A 21303-nucleotide genomic window follows, 5' to 3' on the forward strand; every position below is an offset into this window, starting at 1 on the left:
ATTTGTAAGATCCCGCTAATCCCTGAACTCCGGGTGTCCGCCCCGGGGTTGCGGCGGGCTCATTCCTGGATGCGCAGCGCGAGCGCGGGGCAGCGGCGCACCGCGCGCGCGGCCTTCGGCCGCAGGCGTCCCGGGAGCGGCATGACGGCCTTGTCCGGGTAGCCGTCGATGTCGAGGCGCACGACCTCCGGCAGGAGGTCCACGCACAGGCCGTGGCCCCTGCACAGGGTCCAGTCCACGACGAGCTGTTCGGGGCTCTCGTCGTCGTCGGGCAGCGCCAGGCAGCCGATGACACGGCGTCCGCAGCCGCTGCCGAGGGCGTGGTCGCGCAGTTCGTCGGGGAAGGTGGCGAGTGCGGAGGCGACGAAGTTCGCGGTGCCGTCCGGATGGCTGCAGGCACCGCGCTTGCGCACCGCCTGCATGCGCAGCTCGATCGCGTCCAGGGCGGCGCGGCCGCCCCCGGTGCACACGTCCTCCAGGGCGGAGGCGAGGGAGGGCAGCCCTCGGAAGCACGGCCCGCACTGGCCGGCGGTTTCGTCGGCCATCCAGCGGGCCACCCGGGCGATCTCCCCCGCCGGGCAGGTGTCCTCCGGTAGCGGCAGCACCGCCCCGGCCCCGAGCACGGCCTTGACCGTGGCCAGGGACTGCCGGGACAGCAGCACGCTGCGGGCCGCCTGGGCGGTCAGGAACTTGCCGTGGTATCCGCCGATCAGGACGCCCTGACCCGGCGAGGTGCCGCACAGGTCGAGGACGTACGCCAGTGAGGTCCCGAGCGGCACTTCGAGGACGGTCGAGCCTGCGACCGTGAGCAGGGTGGTGCCCGGCTCGGTCGGGGTGCCCGCGGTGCGGTAGCCGGCGGCGCCCATCCGTGCGGCGATGGCGAGTTGGGCGTACGTCTCGGTGTTGGACAGCAGGGTCGGCAGCCCGCCGAGGCCCCGGTCGCTGGTCCGCACCTTCTGCCCGGACGGAAGCGTGGGCCCGCCTTCGATGCCGTTGATCATGGAGGTGCCCTCGCCGGTGACGAAGCGCTCGGGCAGCATGGCGACGCGCACCAGGCTGCCGGCCCCCCGTTCGGCGATGGCGGTGCGCAGGGACCGTTCGACGTCGTCCCGGGTGACGCCGAAGACGACGTCCTCGGCGCCGATGGCGGAGGCGGCGAGCAGGGCCCCGTCGATGACCAGGTGCGGGGAGTTGAGCAGGATCGCCTTGTCCTTGAGGCAGCTCGGCTCGCCCTCGCTGCCGTTGATGACGAGGGCGGTGCGCCCGTCGCGCGAGCGGGCGGTGCGCATGACGGCGCGCAGCTTGCGGGCGAACGGGAACCCGGCTCCCCCGCGGCCGCGCAGGTCGATGTCCTCGGCGAGTTCGACGAGTTCCTCGGGTCCGTACGAGGGCACGGGCCCGTGTACGACGAGGTGGTCTTCCCGGTCCAGGCGCGGCAGGGCGTCGAGTCCTGCCAGCACCCGGGGCTGGCCCACGCAGCCGAGGGCCGGGGTCACCGTCACGACCGCCTCCGTCCGCCGCCCGCGGGCCGGCCGCCGGGCCGGTCGGTGGAGACGTCGAAGCGGCGGGTGCCGAAGGTGGAGGCCTCACCGTACGGCGGGGCCGCGGGTACGGGTCGCAGCGGCGGCCGCTGCGAGGGAACGCCCTGTGCGGTGGCGGAGGCGAGCAGCGGGTCCGCCACCGGGTCGGCGAAGGTGCCGGCGTACGGGTCGGCGGGCTGCTCGGCGAGCGGTCGCGTCGGGGGGCCGTCGGGGCTGCCGTCCGTTTGCCGGGCGATTCGCGCGGTCAGGCGCTCGGCGGCCCACTCCGCGGGCCTGCGCAGGAACCCGTCGTTCGAACGCGGGCGGTCCGGTCCGGCGCTGCGGGGCGCGGCCTGCGGCTGTGCGGCGGCCGGCTTGTCGCGCTCCGCGCGCAGCCTCCTGCGGAGCCGGATGAGGAGTACCCCGGCGACGCCGACGAGGCACATCCCGTACGCGACGGTGACCCAGCCGGCCGCGACGCGGCCGGACTGGAGGCCGTGCACCAGCGACGCGCCCCAGGCCGGATAGGCGCCGACGTGCAGGGCCCGCCACCACAGGGAGCGCCCTTTGGTGGCGAACGCGCTGCGGACCGCGCCGGAGACGGCGACGCTGACGAAGAGGTATCCGGCCAGGCTGCCGAGCCCGATCAGTACCGGCTGCTCCTCGTCCGTGAAGGGGATGAGGGCGTTGACGGCGCTGGTCCGCGACTCCGCGATCTTGATCCAGATGTGCAGGGCGAGGAAGCCGAGGCCCGAGACGGCGAGCCCGCGGTGCACCCCTTGGGCGACGATCCGCAGGCCGGAGGTGAACAGGAGTCGGTCGGTGGCCGCGAGGCCCCACAGGACGGCCGAGGTGAGGGAGACGAGCGAGAGGACGCCCGCTCCGAAGTCGAGGAAGTCCCACAGGTTGGTGAGCCCGCCCGCCCGGGCGGCCACGCCCAGGAGGAGGAGGACGGCGAGGGCGACGGCGGCCAGCGCCGCGGGGTGCAGACCACCGGCCGCGGACAGCATGAGCGGCCGACGCAGGGCACGCCGGCCGGCGGCCGCGGCCGCGTCGGCACGGCGTCTGGTACTGCGTGCCCGGTGGGAGCGGGGCGCGCGGGTCTGGGACAAGGGCATCGGGTTCTCCCATACGCCCGGGCCCGAGGCTCTCCACTTCGCACTCGGCGCCCGGGGTAGTCGACGGAACTGCTCCGCGGCGGGCCGGAGATGAGGACCGCGCCGGCCGGGAGCGGGGGGCCGGAGTGCAGAAGCATCGTGGACCTTTGCAACGCCTCCACAGGATTTATCGAATCGTGACAAGTTCTTGTGCGTGTGGCATCGTCCTGCCGACCGGCCCCGGAAGATTCCGTTCCAACGGTGTGGTGGAAGCCGAGTCACGCCTTGTCCGCCACCACACCTCCCCGTCGGCAAAAACGAGGCAAAGTCGCGGGACCGCAAGTGGATGACCCTCTCCTGAGAGGGCGTACGAGTGCTCAACTCCTCAGTCGGCCCAGGCGCGGACGAGGGAGGGAGGCCACTCGACGGGCCTGTTCACACCCCCATGGGACAGGCCGTACCCCGGCATGAACGAGGTAACAATGTGCGAACTGCTGAACCGTATCTGGGCCCGCCCCCGCGGCGAATGGACCCGGGTCCTGCGCAGGGAACTGCCCGCGCTGGCGTCCGGGATGGTGGAGGAGCTGAGGGACGGGATCCCCGGCTTCGCCGCACTGGTCGATGACCTCGACGACGAGGTGGTCAGAGCGCAGTTCGAGGCGGCCCTGCTCACCGCCCTCGGATACCGCGAGCCGGTGACACAGGACCAGGGACCGCGGGCGGAGCACGACACCGCCCCCGACCAGCGGCCCCGGTCGACCCCCGGTGCGGGCGCGTACGACGCCGCGGCCGGACATCCCGACCTGGACGAGGACTGCCGCGTCGACGAGTACGAGGACCCGGGCGGGGGCCGGTACCCGGCCCCCGCCCGGGAGCCGGAACCGGAGGAGGCCGTGCTGGCCGAGATCCACGGCCGGATTCCGAAGCAGGGCCGCAGGAGGATCGCGGCCCCGCTGACGGTGGTGCCGTCCGACCACCGCACGGGCAACGCCTCCGAACGGGCGCGGCGGGAGCTGTTCTCCGCCCTTACGTCTGACATGCCCATGGCTGAAATCGCCCTGTCCGAGCTGGCCCGCGCGGCCAACTGGCCGCTGCCCCCCGAGATCCGCGCCATCGCCCTGGTCACGCCGGGCGAGACCCAGCAGCTCGCGGCCGCCCTGGACGACGCCCTCGCCGGCATGGTCGGGGGCCAGCCCTGCCTGCTGGTCCCCAGCCCGGAGGACCCGGACGCCCGCGCCTCCCTGGAGGTCCTGCTGCGCGGCCGGTTCGCCGCCGTGGGCCACCCGGTCGCCCCCCGCGACACCTCCCACTCCCTGCGCTGGGCGCTGCGACTGCTGGCGCTCACCCCGAACCGCACCGGTCTCGACGGGCGGCCCCTCTTCGTCGACGACCACCTCTCGACCCTGCTGCTCCTGCAGGACGAGCCGCTCGCCCACGCACTGGCCGCGCGCTGGCTGCGACCACTGGCCGATCTGACACCCCGCCAGAGCGAACGGCTCGAAGTGACCCTGCTCGCCTGGCTGGAGGGCGGCGGGGCACCCGAGGCCGCCAAGGCGCTGAGCGTGCACCCGCAGACGGTGCGCTACCGCATGCGCCAACTGGAGAAGCTCTTCGGTCCGGGGCTGCGCGACCCCCGGACCCGTTTCGAACTGGAGATGGCCCTGCGAAGCCGCCGCCTGATCGCCCAGGTGCGGCGCCAGTACTCACGGGTGGGGCGCAAGGCGCGCGCCGCCACGAGCGATTTCGGTTCTCTGGGCGTGGACCGGATGGCCCGCGTCAACGGTCTGTAGCAGCCGCTCGCCGTGCACGGGACGGAGCCTCCTCCACCGCGTCCCGCCACGGCCCGGCCCGACACCCCCTTCGGCCCCGGTCCCCTCGCCGCCCGCACGGCGCGAGGGAACCGGGGCCGCGGTGCGTCAGCGGCCGGCGGCGGCCTGCGGGGCCGCGGGGCACAACGCGGCATTGAGGTCGAGGAGTTCGGCGTACGCCCGCGAGCAGGACCGGCACCCCGCCAGGTGGCGGGCCAGGCTCCGGCCGCCGCGCGGCGTCCCGCGGCGCCGGACGGCCGCGCCGAGCACGCTGCCGAAGCGGCGGCAGCGGCCGTCGGCGGTGGTGGCGGTCTCGACGTGCGCCCGCAGGTACGCCTCGCGCAGCCCCTCACGGGCCCGGAAGGCCAGCGAGGTCACCGCGCTCGGGGTGATCCCCAGCAGCAGGGGGACGGGATGCGGGCAGTCGTCCTCGACGAGGGTGTGCCACAGCACCGCCTTCCACCGCTCGGGCAGCGTGTGGAAGGAGCGGGCGACGAGCCTGCGGTCCTCGTGCTCCAGCATCCGGCGCTGCGGGTCGTCCCCGCCCTGCCCGGGCGGGCACCACGGCTCGACGTCGGGCGTCAGGACGGTCCGCCCGGCCCCGGCCCGCCACTCGATGGCGGTGTGGCGGACCACCGTCAGCAGGTACGGGCGCCAGTGGTCGCGCGGCCCGGCTCCCGAACGGACGGCCTGGAGGGTGCGGATGAAGGCCTCGGAGGCGAGGTCCTCGGCGTCCTGCGGGGCCCGGCAGCAGCGGCGCGCGCACGCGAAGGCGGCTGCTCCGTGCCGCCGGTGGAGGAGCTCGCAGACCTCGGGGGCGCCCGTACCGGACGCGTACGCCTGGCGGAGCCGGCGGATCAGGTCCCCGTCGGAGGGTTCGCACCGCCCGGCCGCGCGGTCGTCGCCGGCGGTTTCGGGCCCGGGCCGGTGCGTTAACCGGGGCGGTGACTCGGCTGCGGAAGGGCGGGCGGGGACGGCAAGAGGCCCCTCCGCGCACTGCGGAAGGGCCGTGGGACGGCGGGAGCCGGGCATGGCGGGCACTCCTGGAGACGTTCCGGGGCCCTCGGGCCCCTGCGGGCGGCGGCACGGACAGACGTGCGGTGCCGGCCCGAAGTCCAACTTCGGGCCGGCACCGCTCTCGGGGCGACGCCGGGGAGGTGGGAGGGGTGAGCGCCGCCGCCGAGGGACCGGGGGTCAGCGGCAGGAGCGCCCGTCGTTGATGCAGCGCACCGCGCGCTGCATCAGGCCGTCCGACATCACGTTGATGAAGTCGCCGTGGTCGGTCGCCGGCTTGTGCAACTGCTCGGGGAAGCTGTCCACGGCGATGCGCTGACCGGGCTGCACGCTGTAGACGATGCGCTGCACCAGCTGCGGAATGGCCTTGAAGCCGGGCTTGCAGGTGCCGTCCTTCTTCGCGAAGTCCACGTGGGTGCGGTGGTTGGCGCTGTCGATGTTCTTCCCGTCCCAGCAGCTCTGGAAGTTGAACGTCCGGACCACGTCACTGCCCTTGGGGCAGACCGGGTACTTGTCCTTCAGCTGGCGGTTCTCGAAGCCGGTGCAGCTCCACGACGCGTTGGCGTTGCCGTTGCCGTTGGTGAGGGCCTTGGCGTCGCCCGTGATGATCCGCATGAAGCGGGGCATGGCCTCGACCTTGGAGACGGGGCTGCCCTTGAAATCGATCGTGACCTGCTTGGGCTTCAGGATGGTGCCGACGTTGAGGTCCTGGCCGCCGCCGGGCGCCTTGGCGTCGCGTTCGGCCCGGCCGTCCTGCACGCGCAGCACCGGCCAGTAATAGGTGGACTGGTCGCCGTTGGTGCAGGTGGTCCCGGAGGCCGCGAGGCTGTTGTTGGTGGAGAAGGCGTCGGTGGTCAGGTTGCCCACGTAATCGTGCATGTGGTGGGCACCGTTGCTGACGCCCGGCGCGACGATGACGTTGTCGGGGTTGAAGTGGCCGTTCTCGTTGCGGCCGCAGCTCACCGAGAAGGATCCCTTGGACGCGCCCCCACGGGCCGCCGGCTTGTTGACGTTCGGTTTGACCTGGCCGATGGCGACGAAGTCGCTGCGTGCAGGGCCGCCCTTGGCCTGCTGGGCACCGCCGTTCTTCGCGGCGGCCCCCTGCGCGGCGGCCGCCGGATCGTCCTTCGGATCGGCGCCCGCGGCCTTCTGCATCTGGCAGCCGCTGAGGCCCTCCAGCCCCTGCTGCCGGGCGCCGGCCTTGCCGAGCGCGTCACCGATGGCGGAGATGGTCTTGCTGCGCTGCTGCTTCAGGCCGCCGAGCAGGGCGTCCGCCCTGGCCCCGCCCGAGGAGAGCTTGGCGTAGGCGTCGGCGACCTGGGTGTCGAGCTGTGCGAGGTTCTTGTCGACCTCGCCCCTGGCCTGTTGGGGAACGTTGTTGAGCTTGTCGCCCACATCGGGGCAGTCGATGGTGGACGTCGCCGATGCGCGGCCGTCCTGCCCGGCGAAGGCGCCTTGCGACACGAACAGGACCCCGCCGCCGCCCAGGGCGAGGGCGGACATCATGACGAGGACCTTGTGCGACGTGCGCAGACGGCGTTTGTGTCCCTTTTGGCTCATGCGATCACTTCACTTCGTCGGTCGGGAAAGGGTGGAGGAGGCGGGCACGGGTACGGGAGCGACGCCCGAGCCCGATCCGGAGCCCGAGGCGGGGCGGGAACCGGCCGGCGGGGTGTCCGCGAGTCCGTCGAAGTCGACGAGCCCGGTGGCCTCCAGTACGGAGATGTGGTCCAGGACGGTGGTGTTGGCGTCGTTGGCCAGCTCCCTCACCATCGAGTTGCGGGTCTGCGCGCGTATCTGGGCCACCACCGTGAACACCTTTCCGTGCGCCCGCCGCAGCAGCTGCGCGAACAACTGCTCGTACTGGGGGCCCTGGGCCGCGGCGAGCTGGGCCAGCCACTCCTGCTGCTGGGCGCTGGGCTGGTTGGGCAGTTCCATACCGAGGGCCTGGCCCACTTCCAGGACCCGGCGGTCCAGTTCGGTGTGGCCCTCGATGAGGTGCTCGCCGGCGGTGCGGACCGTGGGGCGCTTGCCGCGCTGGAGCGCCTCCTTTCCTGCGGGCAGTTCCCAGAGGCCGGCGAGCCGCACCTTGCGGACGAAGTCCCGGTCCTGGGCGGTCAGCGGCCCGAAGGCCGTGCTCAAGGTGCCCATGCCGTCGTCGTCGCCCGCGGCGGGCGTGGTCGCCGCGGCGGACCTGCTGCCGAAGCTCTGCACCGGAATCAGCAACGCGATCAGCGTGAAGGCGAGGGCACCGATGACGGCGCCCGTGCCCAGCACGTGTTTCGAAGCGACCGACAAGCTGCCGACGGCCGACCGACGGAATGACAGCACTGTTCCTCCTTGCTGCGAGTGACCGGGAGGGTCAGCAGGGGCGGTGGGCCGCGGCAGTCATGCCGTAGTGCACCCGCGCTCCCCGGGTGCCACGGGACGCTAGTGCCAGTTGTGGTGTCCGTTCGGAAGGACCATCACGAATGGACAAACATCCGGGCAAGACCTCGAACGGCTGGTACTGTGCCCCGGCGCCGCCTTGCCCGCGCACTGCGCCGCACCGCGCCGCGCCTAGAGCGGTCGTGCGCGCGCGATGAGCAGGGCGACGTCGTCGCGGTCGTCCGGCTGGCGCAGCCTGCCGAGCAGCAGGTCGCAGGTCTCCTCCAGGGGCCGCCCAGGATCGTCGAGGAGCGCGGTGAGGGCCTGGAGCCGGGTGTCGATGTCCTGGTCCCGGGTCTCGACGAGCCCGTCGGTGTACAGGACCAGTTCGTCGCCCACCGCCAGGTCGAGGGCGGTGGCCTCGAAGGGCACGCCGCCGACCCCCAGGGGTGCGCCCGTCGGCAGGTCCAGCAGCTCGGGCCGGCGGCCCGGGCCGATCCGTACGGGCGGCAGGTGGCCTGCGGTGGCGATGCGGCACGTGCCCCGGCGCGGGTCGTAGACGGCGATGACGCAGGTGGCCATGGTGTGGCCGACGCCGGTGGCGGTGTGGTCCAGCCGGGTCAGGACGGCGGCGGGGTCGAGGTCGAGCTCCGCCAGCGTACGGGCGGCGGTCCGCAACTGCCCCATGGCCGCAGCCGCGTTGATGCCGCTGCCCATGACGTCGCCGACGACGAGGGCGGTCTTGTCGTCGGGCAGCGGGACGACGTCGAACCAGTCCCCGCCGACTTCGGCGGCGCTCCCGGCGGGCTGGTAGCGGTAGGCGATCTCCAGTCCCGGCGAGGGCGTCGGGTGGTGCGGCAGCAGGTGGCGCTGGAGCGTGAGGGCGGTGTGGCGCTGCTTCTGGTACCAGCGGGCGTTGTCGATGCACACGGCCGCGCGGGCGGCCAGCTCGCCGGCGAGCAGGACGTCGTCCTCGTCGAACGGCAACGGGTTGGAGGTGCGCTGGAGTCCGAGCGCGCCGATGACCTCCCCGCGGGCGATCAGCGGCACGGCGAGGTAGGAGTGCAGTCCGGCCTCTGCGAGCAGTTCGGCGGCCTCGGCGTCGCGGGCGACGCGGGCGAGGTCCTGCCGCTCCGCGTGCGCCAGCAGGACCGGGCGGCCGGTGCGTACGCACTGGGTGACCAGCCGGGTGGCGTCGTAGCGGGCGAGCGAGCCCACCGGGTCCGCGGCCCGGGTCGCGGGGGTGGGGTGGGCGGCCCTGACGGCCAGGGCCCGGAACTGCACGGTCTCACCGGCCCCGACATCGGGCGGGTGGTCGCCGGTGAGGACCTCGTCGATGACGTCGACGGTGGCCACGTCGGCGAGCTGCGGCACGGCGATGTCGCCCAGCTCGCGGGCGGTGACGCCGAGGTCGAGGGTGGTGCCGATGCGCACGGAGGCGTCGGCGATCAGGGCGAGCCGCTGCCGGGCCTGGGCCACGGCCTTGGAGGTCTTGTACTGGTCGGTGACGTCGACGATGGAGGCGGCGATGCCGATGGGCCGCCCGCCGGGGTCGTCGAGCCGGTACAGGGAGACCGACCAGGCGTGGTCCTGGTCGGGGTCGGCGGGGGTGCGGCCGGTGGTGAACTGGTCCAGCAGGGGCACGCCGCTGCGCAGCACCTCGGCCATGGCCGCGTCGATGACCGCGGAGTCGATGTGGGGCAGGGCCTCGTGGATCCTGAGGCCCAGGTGCTGCGCGGCCGGCAGGCCGTTGATCCGTTCGAGCGCCGGGTTGACCAGGACGTAGCGCAGGTCCGTGTCCATGACGGCCAGGCCGATCGGCGACTGGGCGACGAGCCGCAGCGACAGGGCGAGGTCGCGCTCCAGGCGGCGCAGGGTGGCCTGGTCGGAGGCGATCCCGAGGGCGTAGTGCCGGCCGCGCTGGTCCTCCAGGCGCATGTTGCGGAACTCGGCCAGGCGGGAGCTGCCGTCCTTGTGCAGGACGGGGAACACCCCGGCCCAGGGCTTCCCGCTCCCCATGACCTTGTCGAAGAGGGCCAGGACCAGGCCGAGGTGCTCCTCGTCGACGAGCAGCCGGGCCGCGGGCCGGCCCAGGGCCTCCTGCGCGGTGTAGCCGAACAGTTCCTCGGCCTGCGGGCTCCACAGCGTGATCCGCCCCTCCTCGTCGAGGACGACGGCGGCGACGCCCAGCACGTCCAGCAGACCTCGCCCGCTGGAGGGGCCGACGGGTTCGGGGGCGCCACGGGGTCCGGGGCCCGCCCCCGACCGGGGCCCGGGGCCGGCCGGGAGGTCGTCCGCCGTGTTCATGCCGACCGCTCCTTCCCGTCCGCCGCCGAGGGAGCGGTGCGTCGGGCCGCTCGTGGTGCTCCGGGCTCCGACCCCCGGGTGCCTCCATCCTCCCCCCGACGTGCCCGCACGGCAGCCGCAGGCGCCCGCGGGTTCGGCCGTACGAGGGCCCGGTGCCGCCGCGTGCCGGACGGGGGCGGGGACGGGGGCGGGAAGGAGACGGGGAGGGGGCGGCAAGGCCGTACGGGTGACGGGGCGGCCGGCCGGTGCGCCGCGGCGGACCGGGGGCGGGCAGGGGCACTGCTGCTGCGCCGCGGGGGCGCGTCCCGCCCGCGGTGCCGTGCGCCGCGGGCGCCCGCTCTCGCTCTCCTCCCCAAGTCGTACATCCGCCGAACCACCTCGCGGGTGCCGGTGGGACCCGCGCTGACCTGCCCCGATGTCCCGCGCCGCCCGCGATCACGGGCCGGCGGCCGGCATGCGGCACCAACACAGCTGGCGTGTCGGCCAGTTGTCCGAATGTCCAATCATTCGTGAGGAGCATACGAGCCGGACCCTCGGACGGATTCCGCCCCGCGCCGGCGTGCAACAGGGTGGTGGAGCAAGCGACTTCACGGGAAGGGAACCGCTCTACGTGAACATCACACGCCTCGGGCCGGCACTCGCCGCCGCAGGTCTCCTCGCCACCACCATCCCCCTGCTGTCCGCCACGCAGGCCTCGGCCGCCCCGGCGGCGGAGTTCACCCCGCAGAAGCCGGCGTGGACGCGGTGCAGCGCCGACCAGCCGGCCTCGTACGAGTGCGCCACCCTCAAGGTGCCGCTCGACTACCGGCGGCCCCAGGGACGCACCATCGACGTCGCCATATCCCGGATCAGGAGCGAGAACCCGGCCAAGCGGCACGGCGCGCTGCTCTTCAACCCGGGCGGCCCCGGCGGCACCGGGCTGGACATGCCGCTGATGGCCCGGGAGCTGATGCCGAAGGAGGTCCGCGAGCAGTACGACCTGATCGGCTTCGACCCGCGCGGCACCGGGGCCAGCAGCCCGATCACCTGCGGGATGACCGACGCCGAGCAGGAGATCAACCGGCCCTACCGGGAGGAGACCTTCCCCGCGGACGTGGAGTGGGCGCAGCGGGTCGCCGACAAGTGCCGTGAGAAGTCGGGGTCGGTGCTGCCGTTCATCACCACCCGCAACACCGCCCGCGACATGGACGCGATCCGTGCGGCCCTCGGCGAGAAGAAGATCAGCTACGTGGGCTACTCGTACGGGACCTACCTCGGCGCCGTCTACACGCAGTTGTTCCCGAACCGCACCGACCGCTTCGTCCTCGACAGCGGCGTCGACCCGCAGCGCGCCTGGCGCGGCATGCTCCAGGTGTGGGCGACCGAGGCGGAGCCCGCGTTCAAGCGGTGGACGCAGTGGACGGCCGAGCGCAACGCCGAGTTCGGGCTCGGCGCCACCCCCGACGCGGTGTCCAGGACCTTCTGGGACCTGGTGGCCCGGGCCGACCGGGAGCCGATCGAGATCGAGGGGCAGAAGTACTCGGGCGACGACATCCGCGCCGGGCGGGCCATGTTCTTCTACCCGGCGCAGGCGGCACCGGCCGTCAAGGCCCTGAAGGAGGCGGCCGAGGGCAAGCCCGCCGCGCTCCCCGCGGAGCAGCGCAGGCTGCTGAAGCCGGCGGCGGAGCCGGCCTCGGACACGAGCACCGCGGTTTTCTGGTCCGTGGTGTGCGGGGACGTCGAGTGGCCGCGCTACCCCGAGCAGTACGCGAAGGAGGCCGCGGCGGACAAGGCGAAGTACCCGCTGTACGGGGACTTCGCGTCCAACATCAAGCCGTGCGCGTACTGGCAGCGGCCCGTCGAGCCGCCGACGAAGATGAACACCCGGGCGAACGTGCTGACGGTGCAGAACGAGTGGGACTCCCAGACCCCGCTCACCAGCGGTGAGGGCCTCCACCGGGCGCTGAAGGGCTCGCGGATGCTCCTGGTCCGGGGCGGTGAGGGCCACGGGGTGTACCTCAACGACCCCGCGTCCTGCGCCGACACCGCGGTCAACGCCTACCTCGGCACCGGCAGGCTGCCCGCCGGGGACGTGACCTGCCAGGCCGCCCCGGCCGGCGACCAGCGCCGGGCGGACCTCGTGCCGTCGTCGCCGCAGCGCTTCCCGGGCGCGGCACCCCACCGGTTCTGATCCGGGACCGGACCGCCGCCGCCCGGGTGCCGCACGGCAGCCCGGGCGGCGGAACGGACCGGCGGAACGGACCGGCGGAACGGACCGGCGGAACGGACCGGCGGAACGGACCGGCTACCGCCGCTGGCGCGGGCGGGCCGACACCCCGGCCACAGCGGGGCCGGCCCCGGTCCGGCCGCCGCCCCGCAGCGGGGTCAGCAGCCCCGCGCCGACGATGAGCAGGCAGAACGCCCCGGCCGCCACGCTGACGGCCGGGACCCCGTGCCGGGCCGCGAGCACGGTCAGCACGGCCGCGCCGACCGGACCCGAGGCGTTGTGGACGGTCCAGAAGGCCGAGGTGACCCGGCCGAGCAGCCGGTCCGGGGTGACCTCCTGGCGCAGGGTCATGGAGATGACGCCGCCGAGGGTCATGCCGAACATGAACACGGCGGCCAGGACGGCGACGACCGGCACGCTCCGGCTGACGCCGGTCCCCGCCACGGCCACCGCGACCAGGGCGACCGAGCCGAGCCAGCAGGTGCCGAAACCGAATGTCCTGCGCAGTCTTCCGGCGGCCAGCGCCGCGGCGACGACACCGGTCCCGCTGACGGCGACCACGTAGCCCAGGGTGGCCGCGTCCTGGCCCAGGTCCTGCCGGATCCGGTAGATCAGCAGGTCGGTGGCGCCCATGGTGACGAAGGTCAGCAGGGTGAGGAGTACGGTCAGCGGGCGCAGCAGGGGATGGGCCCACAGGAAGCGGAAGCCGACGACGAACATCTCCCGCATCCGCCCGCCGCCGGCACCCGAGGCGCGGGGAGGGGTCGTGGCGGGGCCGGCCGCGCCGTCGCCCCCGTACCGGGTGAAGGACACCCAGCGCAGGCTGACGGCGGAGACCAGGAAGGTCGCCCCGTCCACCCCGAGGGCCCAGTCGGCGCCCACCGAGGCCGTGATGGACCCGGCCGCCACCGGCCCGGCCAGGGTCCCGACGGCGAATGTGCCCATGAGCCGTGCGTTGGCGGTGGTCAGGTCCCGCGGGGGCACCAGGTTCGGCACGGAGCTCACGTACGCCACGTCGAACAGCGTCTTCAGCGCGGTGACCAGGGCCGTCAGCAGGTACAGCACCCAGACGCGCGGCCCGGTCAGCCAGATGACCGGGACCGCGCCCAGCAGCACGGCCCGCGCGAGGTCGCAGGCGACCATCAGGCGGCGGCGGTCCGTCCGGTCCACCGCGTACCCGGCGAACGTGCCCGTCGCGATGCCGGTGACCCCGGAGATCACCGTGATCACGCCCATCTGGACCAGGGATCCGGTGGCGTCGAGGACGAGCAGCGGCAGGGCGAGCAGCGAGATCGAACCGCCGAGGACGGACAGCGCCTGGCCGAGCCAGAAGACGTTGAAGTCCCGGTTCCGCCAGAGGGGGACGGGGTCCGGCACCCCGTCAGCCCAGGAGGGCGTACACGGTCGAGGCCGTGGCGGCCGGCTCCTGCGCCCCGTCCGGTGTCATGGTGATGTCGGCGAAGGCCATCCGTTTGCCGAGCTTGGTGACCCGGACCTCGATCAGCACGTCCGTGCCGGTCACGGGCCGCTGGAAGCTCGTCGACTGCTGGACGGTGGTCATCGGCCCGTACCCGCCGCGCGCGGCGCTGACCGCGATGACGGTGGCGGTGTCGGCGGCCGCCATCAGGGCCTGCCCGGACAGGCCGCCTCCGTCCCGGGCGAGGGCGCCGGACCAGGGCAGCCGGAGCACGGCGTGCCGCTCGCCGGTCTCCTCCACGATCAGCCCCAGGTCGAGGACCCAGGGGGCGAAGTTGTCCTTGAGGACCTTGTCTGCATCTGCCGGTGTCAGAGTCACCGGGAGATTGTGGCGGCCCGGCGGGGCCGCCACAACACCCTTGATCCCTCTGTGACGTTCCGGCCCGCGGGTCAGAGCGCGGCGGCCAGCTCCGTGCCCTGGCGGATCGCCCGCTTGGCGTCCAGTTCGGCGGCGACGTCCGCGCCGCCGATCAGGTGCGCCTCGATGCCGGCCGCGCGCAGGGCCTCGTACAGGTCGCGGCGGGGCTCCTGACCGGTGCACAGGACGACCGTGTCGGCGGGGACGAGCCGCTGCTCGCCGTCGACGGTGATGTGCAGGCCCTCGTCGTCGACCCGGTCGTAGGCGGCGCCCGCGACCGAGACGACGCCGCGGTGCTTGAGCTCGGCGCGGTGGATCCAGCCGGTGGTGGTGCCGAGGCCCGCGCCGACCTTGGTGGTCTTGCGCTGCAGGAGGTGGACCTGCCGGGGGGAGGCCGGCCGCTCGGGGGCGGTGAGGCCGCCGGGGCCCTCGTACGCGGTGTCGACGCCCCAGTGGCGGAAGTAGACGGCGGGGTCCTGGGAGGCGCCCTCGCCGCTGTCGGTGAGGTACTCGGCGACGTCGAAGCCGATGCCGCCGGCGCCGACGACGGCGACGCGCTCGCCGACCGGGGCGCCGTCGCGCAGCACGTCGAGGTAGCTGACGACGCTGGGGTGGCCGATGCCGTCGATGTCGGGGATGCGCGGGGTGACGCCGGTGGCGACGACGACCTCGTCGTAGCCCCGGAGGGTGTCGGTGTCCGCGACGGTGTCCAGCCGGACGTCGACGCCGACCTCGGCGAGCCGGTTGCCGAAGTAGCGGATGGTCTCCTCGAACTCCTCCTTGCCCGGGATCCGCCGGGCGACGTCGAGCTGTCCGCCGATGTGGCCGGAGGCCTCGAAGAGGGTGACCCGGTGGCCGCGTTCGGCAGCGGTGACCGCGCAGGCGAGGCCGGCGGGGCCGGCGCCGACGACGGCGACGCTCTTGGCCAGGCGGGTGGGCGAGAGGACGAGCTCGGTCTCGTGGCAGGCGCGCGGGTTGACCAGGCAGCTGGTGATCTTGCCGCTGAAGGTGTGGTCGAGGCAGGCCTGGTTGCAGCCGATGCAGGTGTTGATGGACTCGGGGCGGCCGGCGGCGGCCTTGGCGACGAAGTCGGCGTCGGCGAGGAAGGGGCGGGCCATGGAGACCAGGTCGGCGCGGCCTTCGGCGAGGATCTCCTCGGCCTTCTCCGGGGTGTTGATGCGGTTGCTGGTGACGAGGGGGACGGAGACCGCGCCCATCAGCCGCTGGGTGACCCAGGTGTACGCGCCGCGCGGGACGGAGGTGGCGATGGTGGGGATGCGGGCCTCGTGCCAGCCGATGCCGGTGTTGATGATGGTGGCGCCGGCCGCCTCGATCTCCTTGGCGAGGTGGACGACCTCGTCGAGGGTGGAGCCGCCGGGGACCAGGTCGAGCATGGACAGGCGGTAGATCAGGATGAAGTCGGGGCCCACGGCCTCGCGGGTGCGCCGGACGATCTCCAGGGGGAAGCGGACGCGGTTCTCGTACGAGCCTCCCCAGCGGTCCTCGCGGCGGTTGGTGGCGGCGGCGATGAACTCGTTGATCAGGTAGCCCTCGGAGCCCATGATCTCGACGCCGTCGTAGCCGGCGAGCTGTGCGAGGCGGGCGGCGCGGACGAAGTCCTCGACGGTCTGCTCGACCTCGGCGTCGGTGAGCTCGTTCGGGACGAAGGGGCTGATGGGGGCCTGGAGGGCGCTGGGGGCGACGAGGTCCTTGTGGTAGGCGTAGCGGCCGAAGTGGAGGATCTGCATCGCGATCTTCCCGCCCTCGGCGTGCACGGCCTCGGTGATCAGGCGGTGCTCGGCGGCCTCCTCCTCGGTGGTGAGGCGGGAGCCGCCCTCGAAGGGGCGGCCGGCGTCGTTCGGGGCGATGCCCCCGGTGACGATGAGGCCGGCGCCGCCCCGGGCGCGCTCGGCGTAGAAGGCGGCGAGGCGCTCGAAGCCCCGCTCGTGCTCCTCGAGGCCGGTGTGCATCGAGCCCATGACGACGCGGTTCGGCAGGGTGGTGAAGCCGAGGTCCAGCGGGCTCAGCAGGTGCGGGTACCGGCTCTGGGAACTCATGGGGGGCGCCTTCCTCGCGCGGGTGGGATGACCCTGTTGTAGCGAGGCGCCCCACCTTTTGCAACTAGGTGCATAACCGAGCGCGGAGCGCCCGGACCCCTCGGCGCCGGGAGTACGGGCCCGGCCCGGTGGGGCCGGGCCCCCACTGTGGCGCAGTTCACCTGCCGAGGGCCCGGCGCAGCCGGACCGTGACGATCTGGAAGGGGCGCAGCGCCAGCGGGACGGTGTCCCCCGCGGCGACGGGGCCGACCGCCGTGCCCGGCAGGGGCCGCTCCAGCAGGTCGGTCTCGACGGCCCCCGCGAGCGGGAAGCCCGCCACGAGGGTCGCCCTCGCCCGCCCGCCCCGGGACTCGTACAGCCGGACGACCACGTCGCCGCTGCGGTCCTCGGCCAGCTTGACCGCCTCGACCACCACCGCCCCGGCCCCGTCGGCGCCGCCGCTCCCGTCGTCACCCCTTCCCCCGCTCGCGCCCGCACCCGCGACCGACACCAGCGGGGCGACCGGGCCCGCGCCGGGCACCACCCGTTCGGGCAGGTTCAGCGCGTGGCCCTCGCGGACCGCGTCGTCGATCCGGGCGCCCGGCGCCAGCGCGTACCGCAGGCTGTGCGCGCCCTGGTCGGTCTCCGGGTCGGGGTAGCGGGGGGCGCGCAGCAGGGAGAGGCGGATCGTGGTGGTCTGGCCGCCGTCGGGCCGTACGGAGCGGGTGACGTCGTGGCCGTAGGTGGAGTCGTTGAGGACGGCCGCACCCCAGCCCGGCTCCTCCGCGTGGATCCACCGGTGGGCGCAGATCTCGAACTTCGCCGCCTCCCAGGAGGTGTTGGTGTGGGTGGCGCGGTGGACGTGCCCGAACTGGGTCTCGGAGGCCGTCCGCTCGGCCTTGACGTCGAGCGGGAAGGCGGCCTTCAGCAGCTTCTCCGTCTCGTGCCAGTCGACCTCGGTGACGATGTCCACCGTCGCGGCGTCCGCCCGCAGGGTGATCCACTGGGTGGCCTTCGAGCGGCCGAAGGACCGGGCGACCCGGACCGCGGCCGCGTCCGGTCCTGCCTGTGCGACCTCCAGGGCGTCGGCGTCGACGAGGTCGGTGACGTTGTTGCGGTAGAACGCGTCGATGTCCCACGCGTCCCACATGTTCGGGAAGTCCGGGTGGATCTGGAGCAGGTTGGCGGCCTGCCCCGGGGCCACCGACTCGCGGTCGGCCCGTAGGTCGTACGCCGAGACGATCAGCCCGCGGCCGTCGACCTCCACCCGCAGCCGGCCGTTGTCGAGGATCCATCCGCCACCGGGCCGCTCCCCCAGGTCCACCGCCCGCGAGGGCGCGTCCGGCACGCCGGCGCCGCCCGCCGGGACACCGCGCCGGGCGTGCGGGGCGCAGTTGAAGACCAGGGGGTCGTCGCCCTCCCCGGCGAGTGCGACCTGCGCGGCGAGGGTGATCGCGCGCAGTTCGTCCGCCACCCGTGCGTACGTGGCGCGGGCCTCGCGGTGCACCCAGGCGATGGACGATCCCGGCAGGATGTCGTGGAACTGGTGCAGCAGCACCGTCTTCCAGATCCGCTCCAGGTCCTCGTACGGGTACGCGTACCCGGGCACCCGCACCGCCGCCGTCGCCGCCCACAGCTCGGCCTCGCGCAGCAGGGATTCGCTGCGCCGGTTGCCCTGTTTGGTGCGGGCCTGCGAGGTGTAGGTGCCGCGGTGCAGCTCCAGGTAGAGCTCGCCGGCCCACACGGGCGCGTCCGGGTATTCGGCGCGGGCCTTGTCGAAGAAGGCGTCGGGCGGCTCGACCTCGACCCGCGGGGAGCCTTCGAGGTCCCGCTGCCGGCGGGCCCGGGCCAGGTGCTCGCGGGTGGGGCCGCCCCCGCCGTCGCCCCAGCCGAAGGGGGCGAGGGAGCGGGAACCCCGTCCCTTCTCACGGTAGTTGCGGGCGGCGCGGGCGAGTTGGGCGCCGCCGAGGTCGCTGTTGTAGGTGTCGACGGGCGGGAAGTGGGTGAAGACGCGGGTGCCGTCGATGCCCTCCCACCAGAAGGTGTGGTGGGGGAAGGGGTTCACCTGGGACCAGGAGATCTTCTGTGTCAGGAACCAGGTGGAGCCGGAGAGCCGGACGATCTGCGGCATCGCCGCCGTGTAGCCGAAGGAGTCGGGCAGCCAGGCGCCGCGGGTCTCGATGCCGAACTCGTCCAGGAAGAACTTCTTGCCGTACAGGAACTGGCGGACCATGGCCTCGCCGCCGACCATGTTGGTGTCGGACTCCACCCACATGCCGCCGACCGGCACGAACCGGCCCGCGGCGACCTCCTTCTTGATCCGCTCGAACAGCTCGGGCCGGTGGGTCTTGATCCAGTCCAGCTGCTGGGCCTGTGACATCGCGAAGACGAAGTCGGGGTGTGCGTCCATCAGGCCGAGCACGTTGGACGTGGTGCGCGCGACCTTGCGCACGGTCTCGCGCAGCGGCCACAGCCAGGCCGAGTCGATGTGGGCGTGGCCGACGGCGCTGATCCGGTGGGCGGAGGCGTGGGCGGGGGCGGCGAGGACCGGGGCGAGGCGGGCGCGGGCGGCGGCCGCCGTGCCGGGGACGTCGGCGAGGTCCACCGCGTCGAGGGCGGCGTCCAGGGCGCGCAGGATCCCGTACCGGCGGGCGTCGGCCCCGTCGAGCTCCACCATCAGGTCGTGGAGGACCTCGAGGTCCTGGACGAGTTCCCAGACCTCGGTCTCGAAGACGGCGAGGTCCATCCGGGCGAGCCGGTAGAGCGGCCGGTCGCCGCTGGTCTGCCGGTCACCCTCGTAGGTGGGGGTGTGCTCCACGAGGACGGGGTTCGAGGCGGCCTCGACGTACCACTCGATGCGCTCGCCGCCCTCCGCCGCGTCGGCGACGCGCACCCAGTCGTTGTACGGGTTGAGAGCCTTGACCTCGCTGCCGTCGGCGCGGTGGACCAGGCCCTCGCACTGGAAGCCGGGCATCATCCGGTCGAAGCCCAGGTCGAGGACGGCCTCGACGGTGTGGCCGGCCCAGTCGGCCGGGACCGTGCCCGTGACCCGGAACCAGGTGGTGCCCCACGCCGGTCCCCACTGCGCGCCGACCGCGCAGGGCTCGTACGGGGCCGCCAGGCCCTCGGTGACGGACACGGGCTCGCCCGGGGCCTCCCACCGCTCGACGGCGAGCGGGACCGGGTGGGAGTGGACGGCCGGTTTGATGCGCTCCTTGAGGACGCGGCGCAGGCGGTGTTCGGTGATGCTGCGGTCGTCGTGCATGACGGCGGCTCCAGGGGTGGAGGGGGCGGTCGTCGAACAGGAGGGGTGCGGGTCCGGGTCGGGGCGCGGTGCGCGCCTCAGGTCTTGACGGCTCCCTCGCCCACCCCCTTGAAGAAGTAACGCTGGAGGGCGAAGAAGAGGAGCATCATCGGCAGCAGCGCCGCCATGGCGCCGGCGGCGATGATCCGCTGGTCGTTGGTGGTGGTGGCGCCGGCCAGGGTCTTCAGGCCGAGCTGGAGGGTGTAGTGCTCGCTGTCGGTGAGGACGAGCAGCGGCCAGAGGAAGTCGTCCCAGGCACCCATGAAGCTGGTGATGCAGACGACGGCCAGGGAGCCCTTCGCGGCGGGCAGGAAGACCCGGGCGAAGCGGGTCCACTCGCCCGCACCGTCGAGGACCGCGGCCTCCTCGATCTCCCGGGGGACGGCGAGGAAGGCCGCGCGCATGATCATGATGTTGAGGACGGAGACCGCTCCCGGGAGCCAGACGCCGACGAGGGTGTCGACCAGGCCCATGCCGCGGACCGTGAGGAACATCGAGATCATCACGGACTCGAAGGGGAACATCAGGGTGGCGGCGAGCACCGTGAAGACGGTCCTGCGGCCCTTCCAGCCGGCCCGGGACAGCGCGTAGCCGGCCATGGCGGAGAAGAGCAGGTTCGAGGTGACGGCGAGGGCGGCGACGGTGAGGGTGTTGCCGGTGTACTGGATCAGGGGGAAGGACTCGGCGACCCGCGCGTAGTTGTCGAGGGTGGGCCGGGCGGGCAGCACCCCGTCGTACACGTTCTCGGTGCGGCCGCGGATCGAGGTGAGGAACTGCCAGACGATCGGCCCGATCAGCACCGCGAGCATCAGCAGCAGTACGGAGTACCGGGCGGCCAGGCCGGCCAGCCGGCGGCCCCGTACGCCGGCGCGCGGCGGGGGGGCGGTGGTGTTCATGTCTCGTCCCCCCGTGCCAGCCGGCGGCCCAGCAGGCTGAAGCCGAGGGTGAGCAGGAACAGCAGCAGGGAGATGGCGGAGGCGTAGCCGGTCTCGCCGGAGAAGCCGAGGCCGACCTGCCGGATGAGGAAGGGCAGGGTGCGGGCCCCGCCGCCGGGGCCGCCGCTCTCACCGCCCAGGATGTAGATCTCGGTGAAGACGCGCAGAGCGGAGATCGCGGAGAGCGTGCCCACCAGCAGCATCATCGGTTTGACCTGCGGGATGGTGATGCTGACGAAGCGGCGGACGGGGCCGGCGCCGTCGAGGGCGGCCGCCTCGTGGAGGGAGGCGGGCACGTTTCCGAGGGCGGCGAGGTAGAAGACCATGTAGTAGCCGAGGCCCTTCCAGACGGTCACGATCATCGCGGAGACGAGCAGCATGGTGCTGTCGGTCAGGAACGGGACCGGCTCGGAGACGATCCGCAGCCGTAGGAAGAGCGTGTTGACGAGCCCGTCGCTGCGCAGCACCCACTGCCACATCAGGCCGACGACCACCGCCGACGCGATCACCGGCGTGTAGAACGCGGAGCGGAAGAACCCGATGCCCGGGATCCTCGCCCGCACCAGGACGGCGAGGGCCAGGGGCAGCAGGACCAGGCACGGGACGACGACCAGCAGGTAGACCACGCTGTTGCCGGCGGCGGTCCAGAAGTCCGGGTCGGCGAGGGCGCGCCGGTAGTTGTCGAGGCCGGTGAAGGTTCCGCCGCGCAGGATCCGGGCGTCGGTGAGGGACAGGACGACGGTGTTGGCGAACGGCCACAGGCTGAACAGCGCCACCGTCACCAGCCCGGGGGCGAGGAAGAGGTACGGGGTCCACCACCGGCGGTGGGCCAGCCCCGGCTCCGCCTCCATGGCCCGCAGGGCCGCCCTGCGTGC

General features: G+C 73.4%; 14 protein-coding genes. 2 read left to right on the forward strand and 12 right to left on the reverse strand.

The window, feature by feature from the left end; translation table 11 throughout:
• Window positions 1–59 precede the first annotated feature (59 nt).
• Window positions 60–1502: an NADH-ubiquinone oxidoreductase-F iron-sulfur binding region domain-containing protein gene (locus ACSHWO_RS05665; protein ID WP_361092717.1), complete on the reverse strand. Its 1443-nt coding sequence runs from the start codon at window positions 1500–1502 to the stop codon at window positions 60–62.
• The gene (locus ACSHWO_RS05670) at window positions 1499–2638 is read right to left on the reverse strand and encodes a hypothetical protein (protein WP_438310285.1); all 1140 of its coding nucleotides are present in this window, start codon (window positions 2636–2638) and stop codon (window positions 1499–1501) included. The genes ACSHWO_RS05665 and ACSHWO_RS05670 overlap by 4 nt, the downstream gene beginning before the upstream one ends.
• 446 nt (window positions 2639–3084) lie before the next feature.
• Between ACSHWO_RS05670 and ACSHWO_RS05675 the strand changes: the two genes are divergently transcribed.
• The gene (locus tag ACSHWO_RS05675; RefSeq protein WP_438310286.1) at window positions 3085–4407 is read left to right on the forward strand and encodes a PucR family transcriptional regulator; all 1323 of its coding nucleotides are present in this window, start codon (window positions 3085–3087) and stop codon (window positions 4405–4407) included.
• Between the two features lie 126 nt (window positions 4408–4533).
• Here ACSHWO_RS05675 and ACSHWO_RS05680 read toward each other — a convergent pair whose 3' ends face one another.
• The 4 genes from ACSHWO_RS05680 to ACSHWO_RS05695 all read right to left on the reverse strand — a co-directional run bounded on the left by ACSHWO_RS05680 (window position 4534) and on the right by ACSHWO_RS05695 (window position 10113).
• Window positions 4534–5457 carry an RNA polymerase sigma factor gene (locus ACSHWO_RS05680; protein ID WP_361092708.1) on the reverse strand — a complete coding sequence of 308 codons (924 nt, stop codon included), beginning with the start codon at window positions 5455–5457 and terminating at the stop codon, window positions 4534–4536.
• 162 nt (window positions 5458–5619) lie between these two features.
• Window positions 5620–6999 carry a DUF1996 domain-containing protein gene (locus ACSHWO_RS05685; RefSeq protein ID WP_438310287.1) on the reverse strand — a complete coding sequence of 460 codons (1380 nt, stop codon included), beginning with the start codon at window positions 6997–6999 and terminating at the stop codon, window positions 5620–5622.
• A 9-nt stretch (window positions 7000–7008) separates the two neighbouring features.
• Window positions 7009–7770, reverse strand: coding sequence for a DUF4142 domain-containing protein (locus tag ACSHWO_RS05690; RefSeq protein ID WP_438310288.1), 762 nt, complete (start codon window positions 7768–7770; stop codon window positions 7009–7011).
• 228 nt (window positions 7771–7998) lie between these two features.
• Window positions 7999–10113 (reverse strand): SpoIIE family protein phosphatase, encoded by a 2115-nt coding sequence (locus ACSHWO_RS05695; RefSeq protein ID WP_438310289.1) that lies wholly within the window; start codon window positions 10111–10113, stop codon window positions 7999–8001.
• Window positions 10114–10723: 610 nt separating this feature from the next.
• Between ACSHWO_RS05695 and ACSHWO_RS05700 the strand changes: the two genes are divergently transcribed.
• The gene (locus ACSHWO_RS05700) at window positions 10724–12283 is read left to right on the forward strand and encodes an alpha/beta hydrolase (protein ID WP_385846108.1); all 1560 of its coding nucleotides are present in this window, start codon (window positions 10724–10726) and stop codon (window positions 12281–12283) included.
• Window positions 12284–12397: 114 nt separating this feature from the next.
• Here the strand turns inward: ACSHWO_RS05700 and ACSHWO_RS05705 are convergent, their stop codons facing one another.
• From ACSHWO_RS05705 to ACSHWO_RS05730, 6 genes are all read right to left on the reverse strand, one after another.
• Window positions 12398–13696, reverse strand: coding sequence for an MFS transporter (locus tag ACSHWO_RS05705; protein ID WP_438310290.1), 1299 nt, complete (start codon window positions 13694–13696; stop codon window positions 12398–12400).
• Between the two features lie 4 nt (window positions 13697–13700).
• Window positions 13701–14114, reverse strand: a complete 414-nt coding sequence (locus ACSHWO_RS05710) for a PaaI family thioesterase (protein ID WP_438310291.1) — start codon at window positions 14112–14114, stop codon at window positions 13701–13703.
• 71 nt (window positions 14115–14185) lie between these two features.
• The gene (locus tag ACSHWO_RS05715; RefSeq protein WP_385846093.1) at window positions 14186–16210 is read right to left on the reverse strand and encodes an FAD-dependent oxidoreductase; all 2025 of its coding nucleotides are present in this window, start codon (window positions 16208–16210) and stop codon (window positions 14186–14188) included.
• Window positions 16211–16367: 157 nt separating this feature from the next.
• Window positions 16368–19454, reverse strand: coding sequence for an alpha-mannosidase (locus ACSHWO_RS05720; protein ID WP_438310292.1), 3087 nt, complete (start codon window positions 19452–19454; stop codon window positions 16368–16370).
• Between the two features lie 77 nt (window positions 19455–19531).
• Window positions 19532–20389 (reverse strand): carbohydrate ABC transporter permease, encoded by an 858-nt coding sequence (locus ACSHWO_RS05725; protein ID WP_438310293.1) that lies wholly within the window; start codon window positions 20387–20389, stop codon window positions 19532–19534.
• A complete protein-coding gene (locus ACSHWO_RS05730; protein WP_361092800.1) occupies window positions 20386–21279 on the reverse strand; it encodes a carbohydrate ABC transporter permease in 894 nt (297 codons plus the stop codon). Before ACSHWO_RS05730 ends, ACSHWO_RS05725 begins: the two co-directional genes overlap by 4 nt.
• Window positions 21280–21303: the final 24 nt, after the last annotated feature.

Source organism: Streptomyces pallidus (ex Mingjun et al. 2026) (assembly GCF_051550185.1).
Taxonomy (GTDB): Bacteria; Actinomycetota; Actinomycetes; order Streptomycetales; family Streptomycetaceae; genus Streptomyces.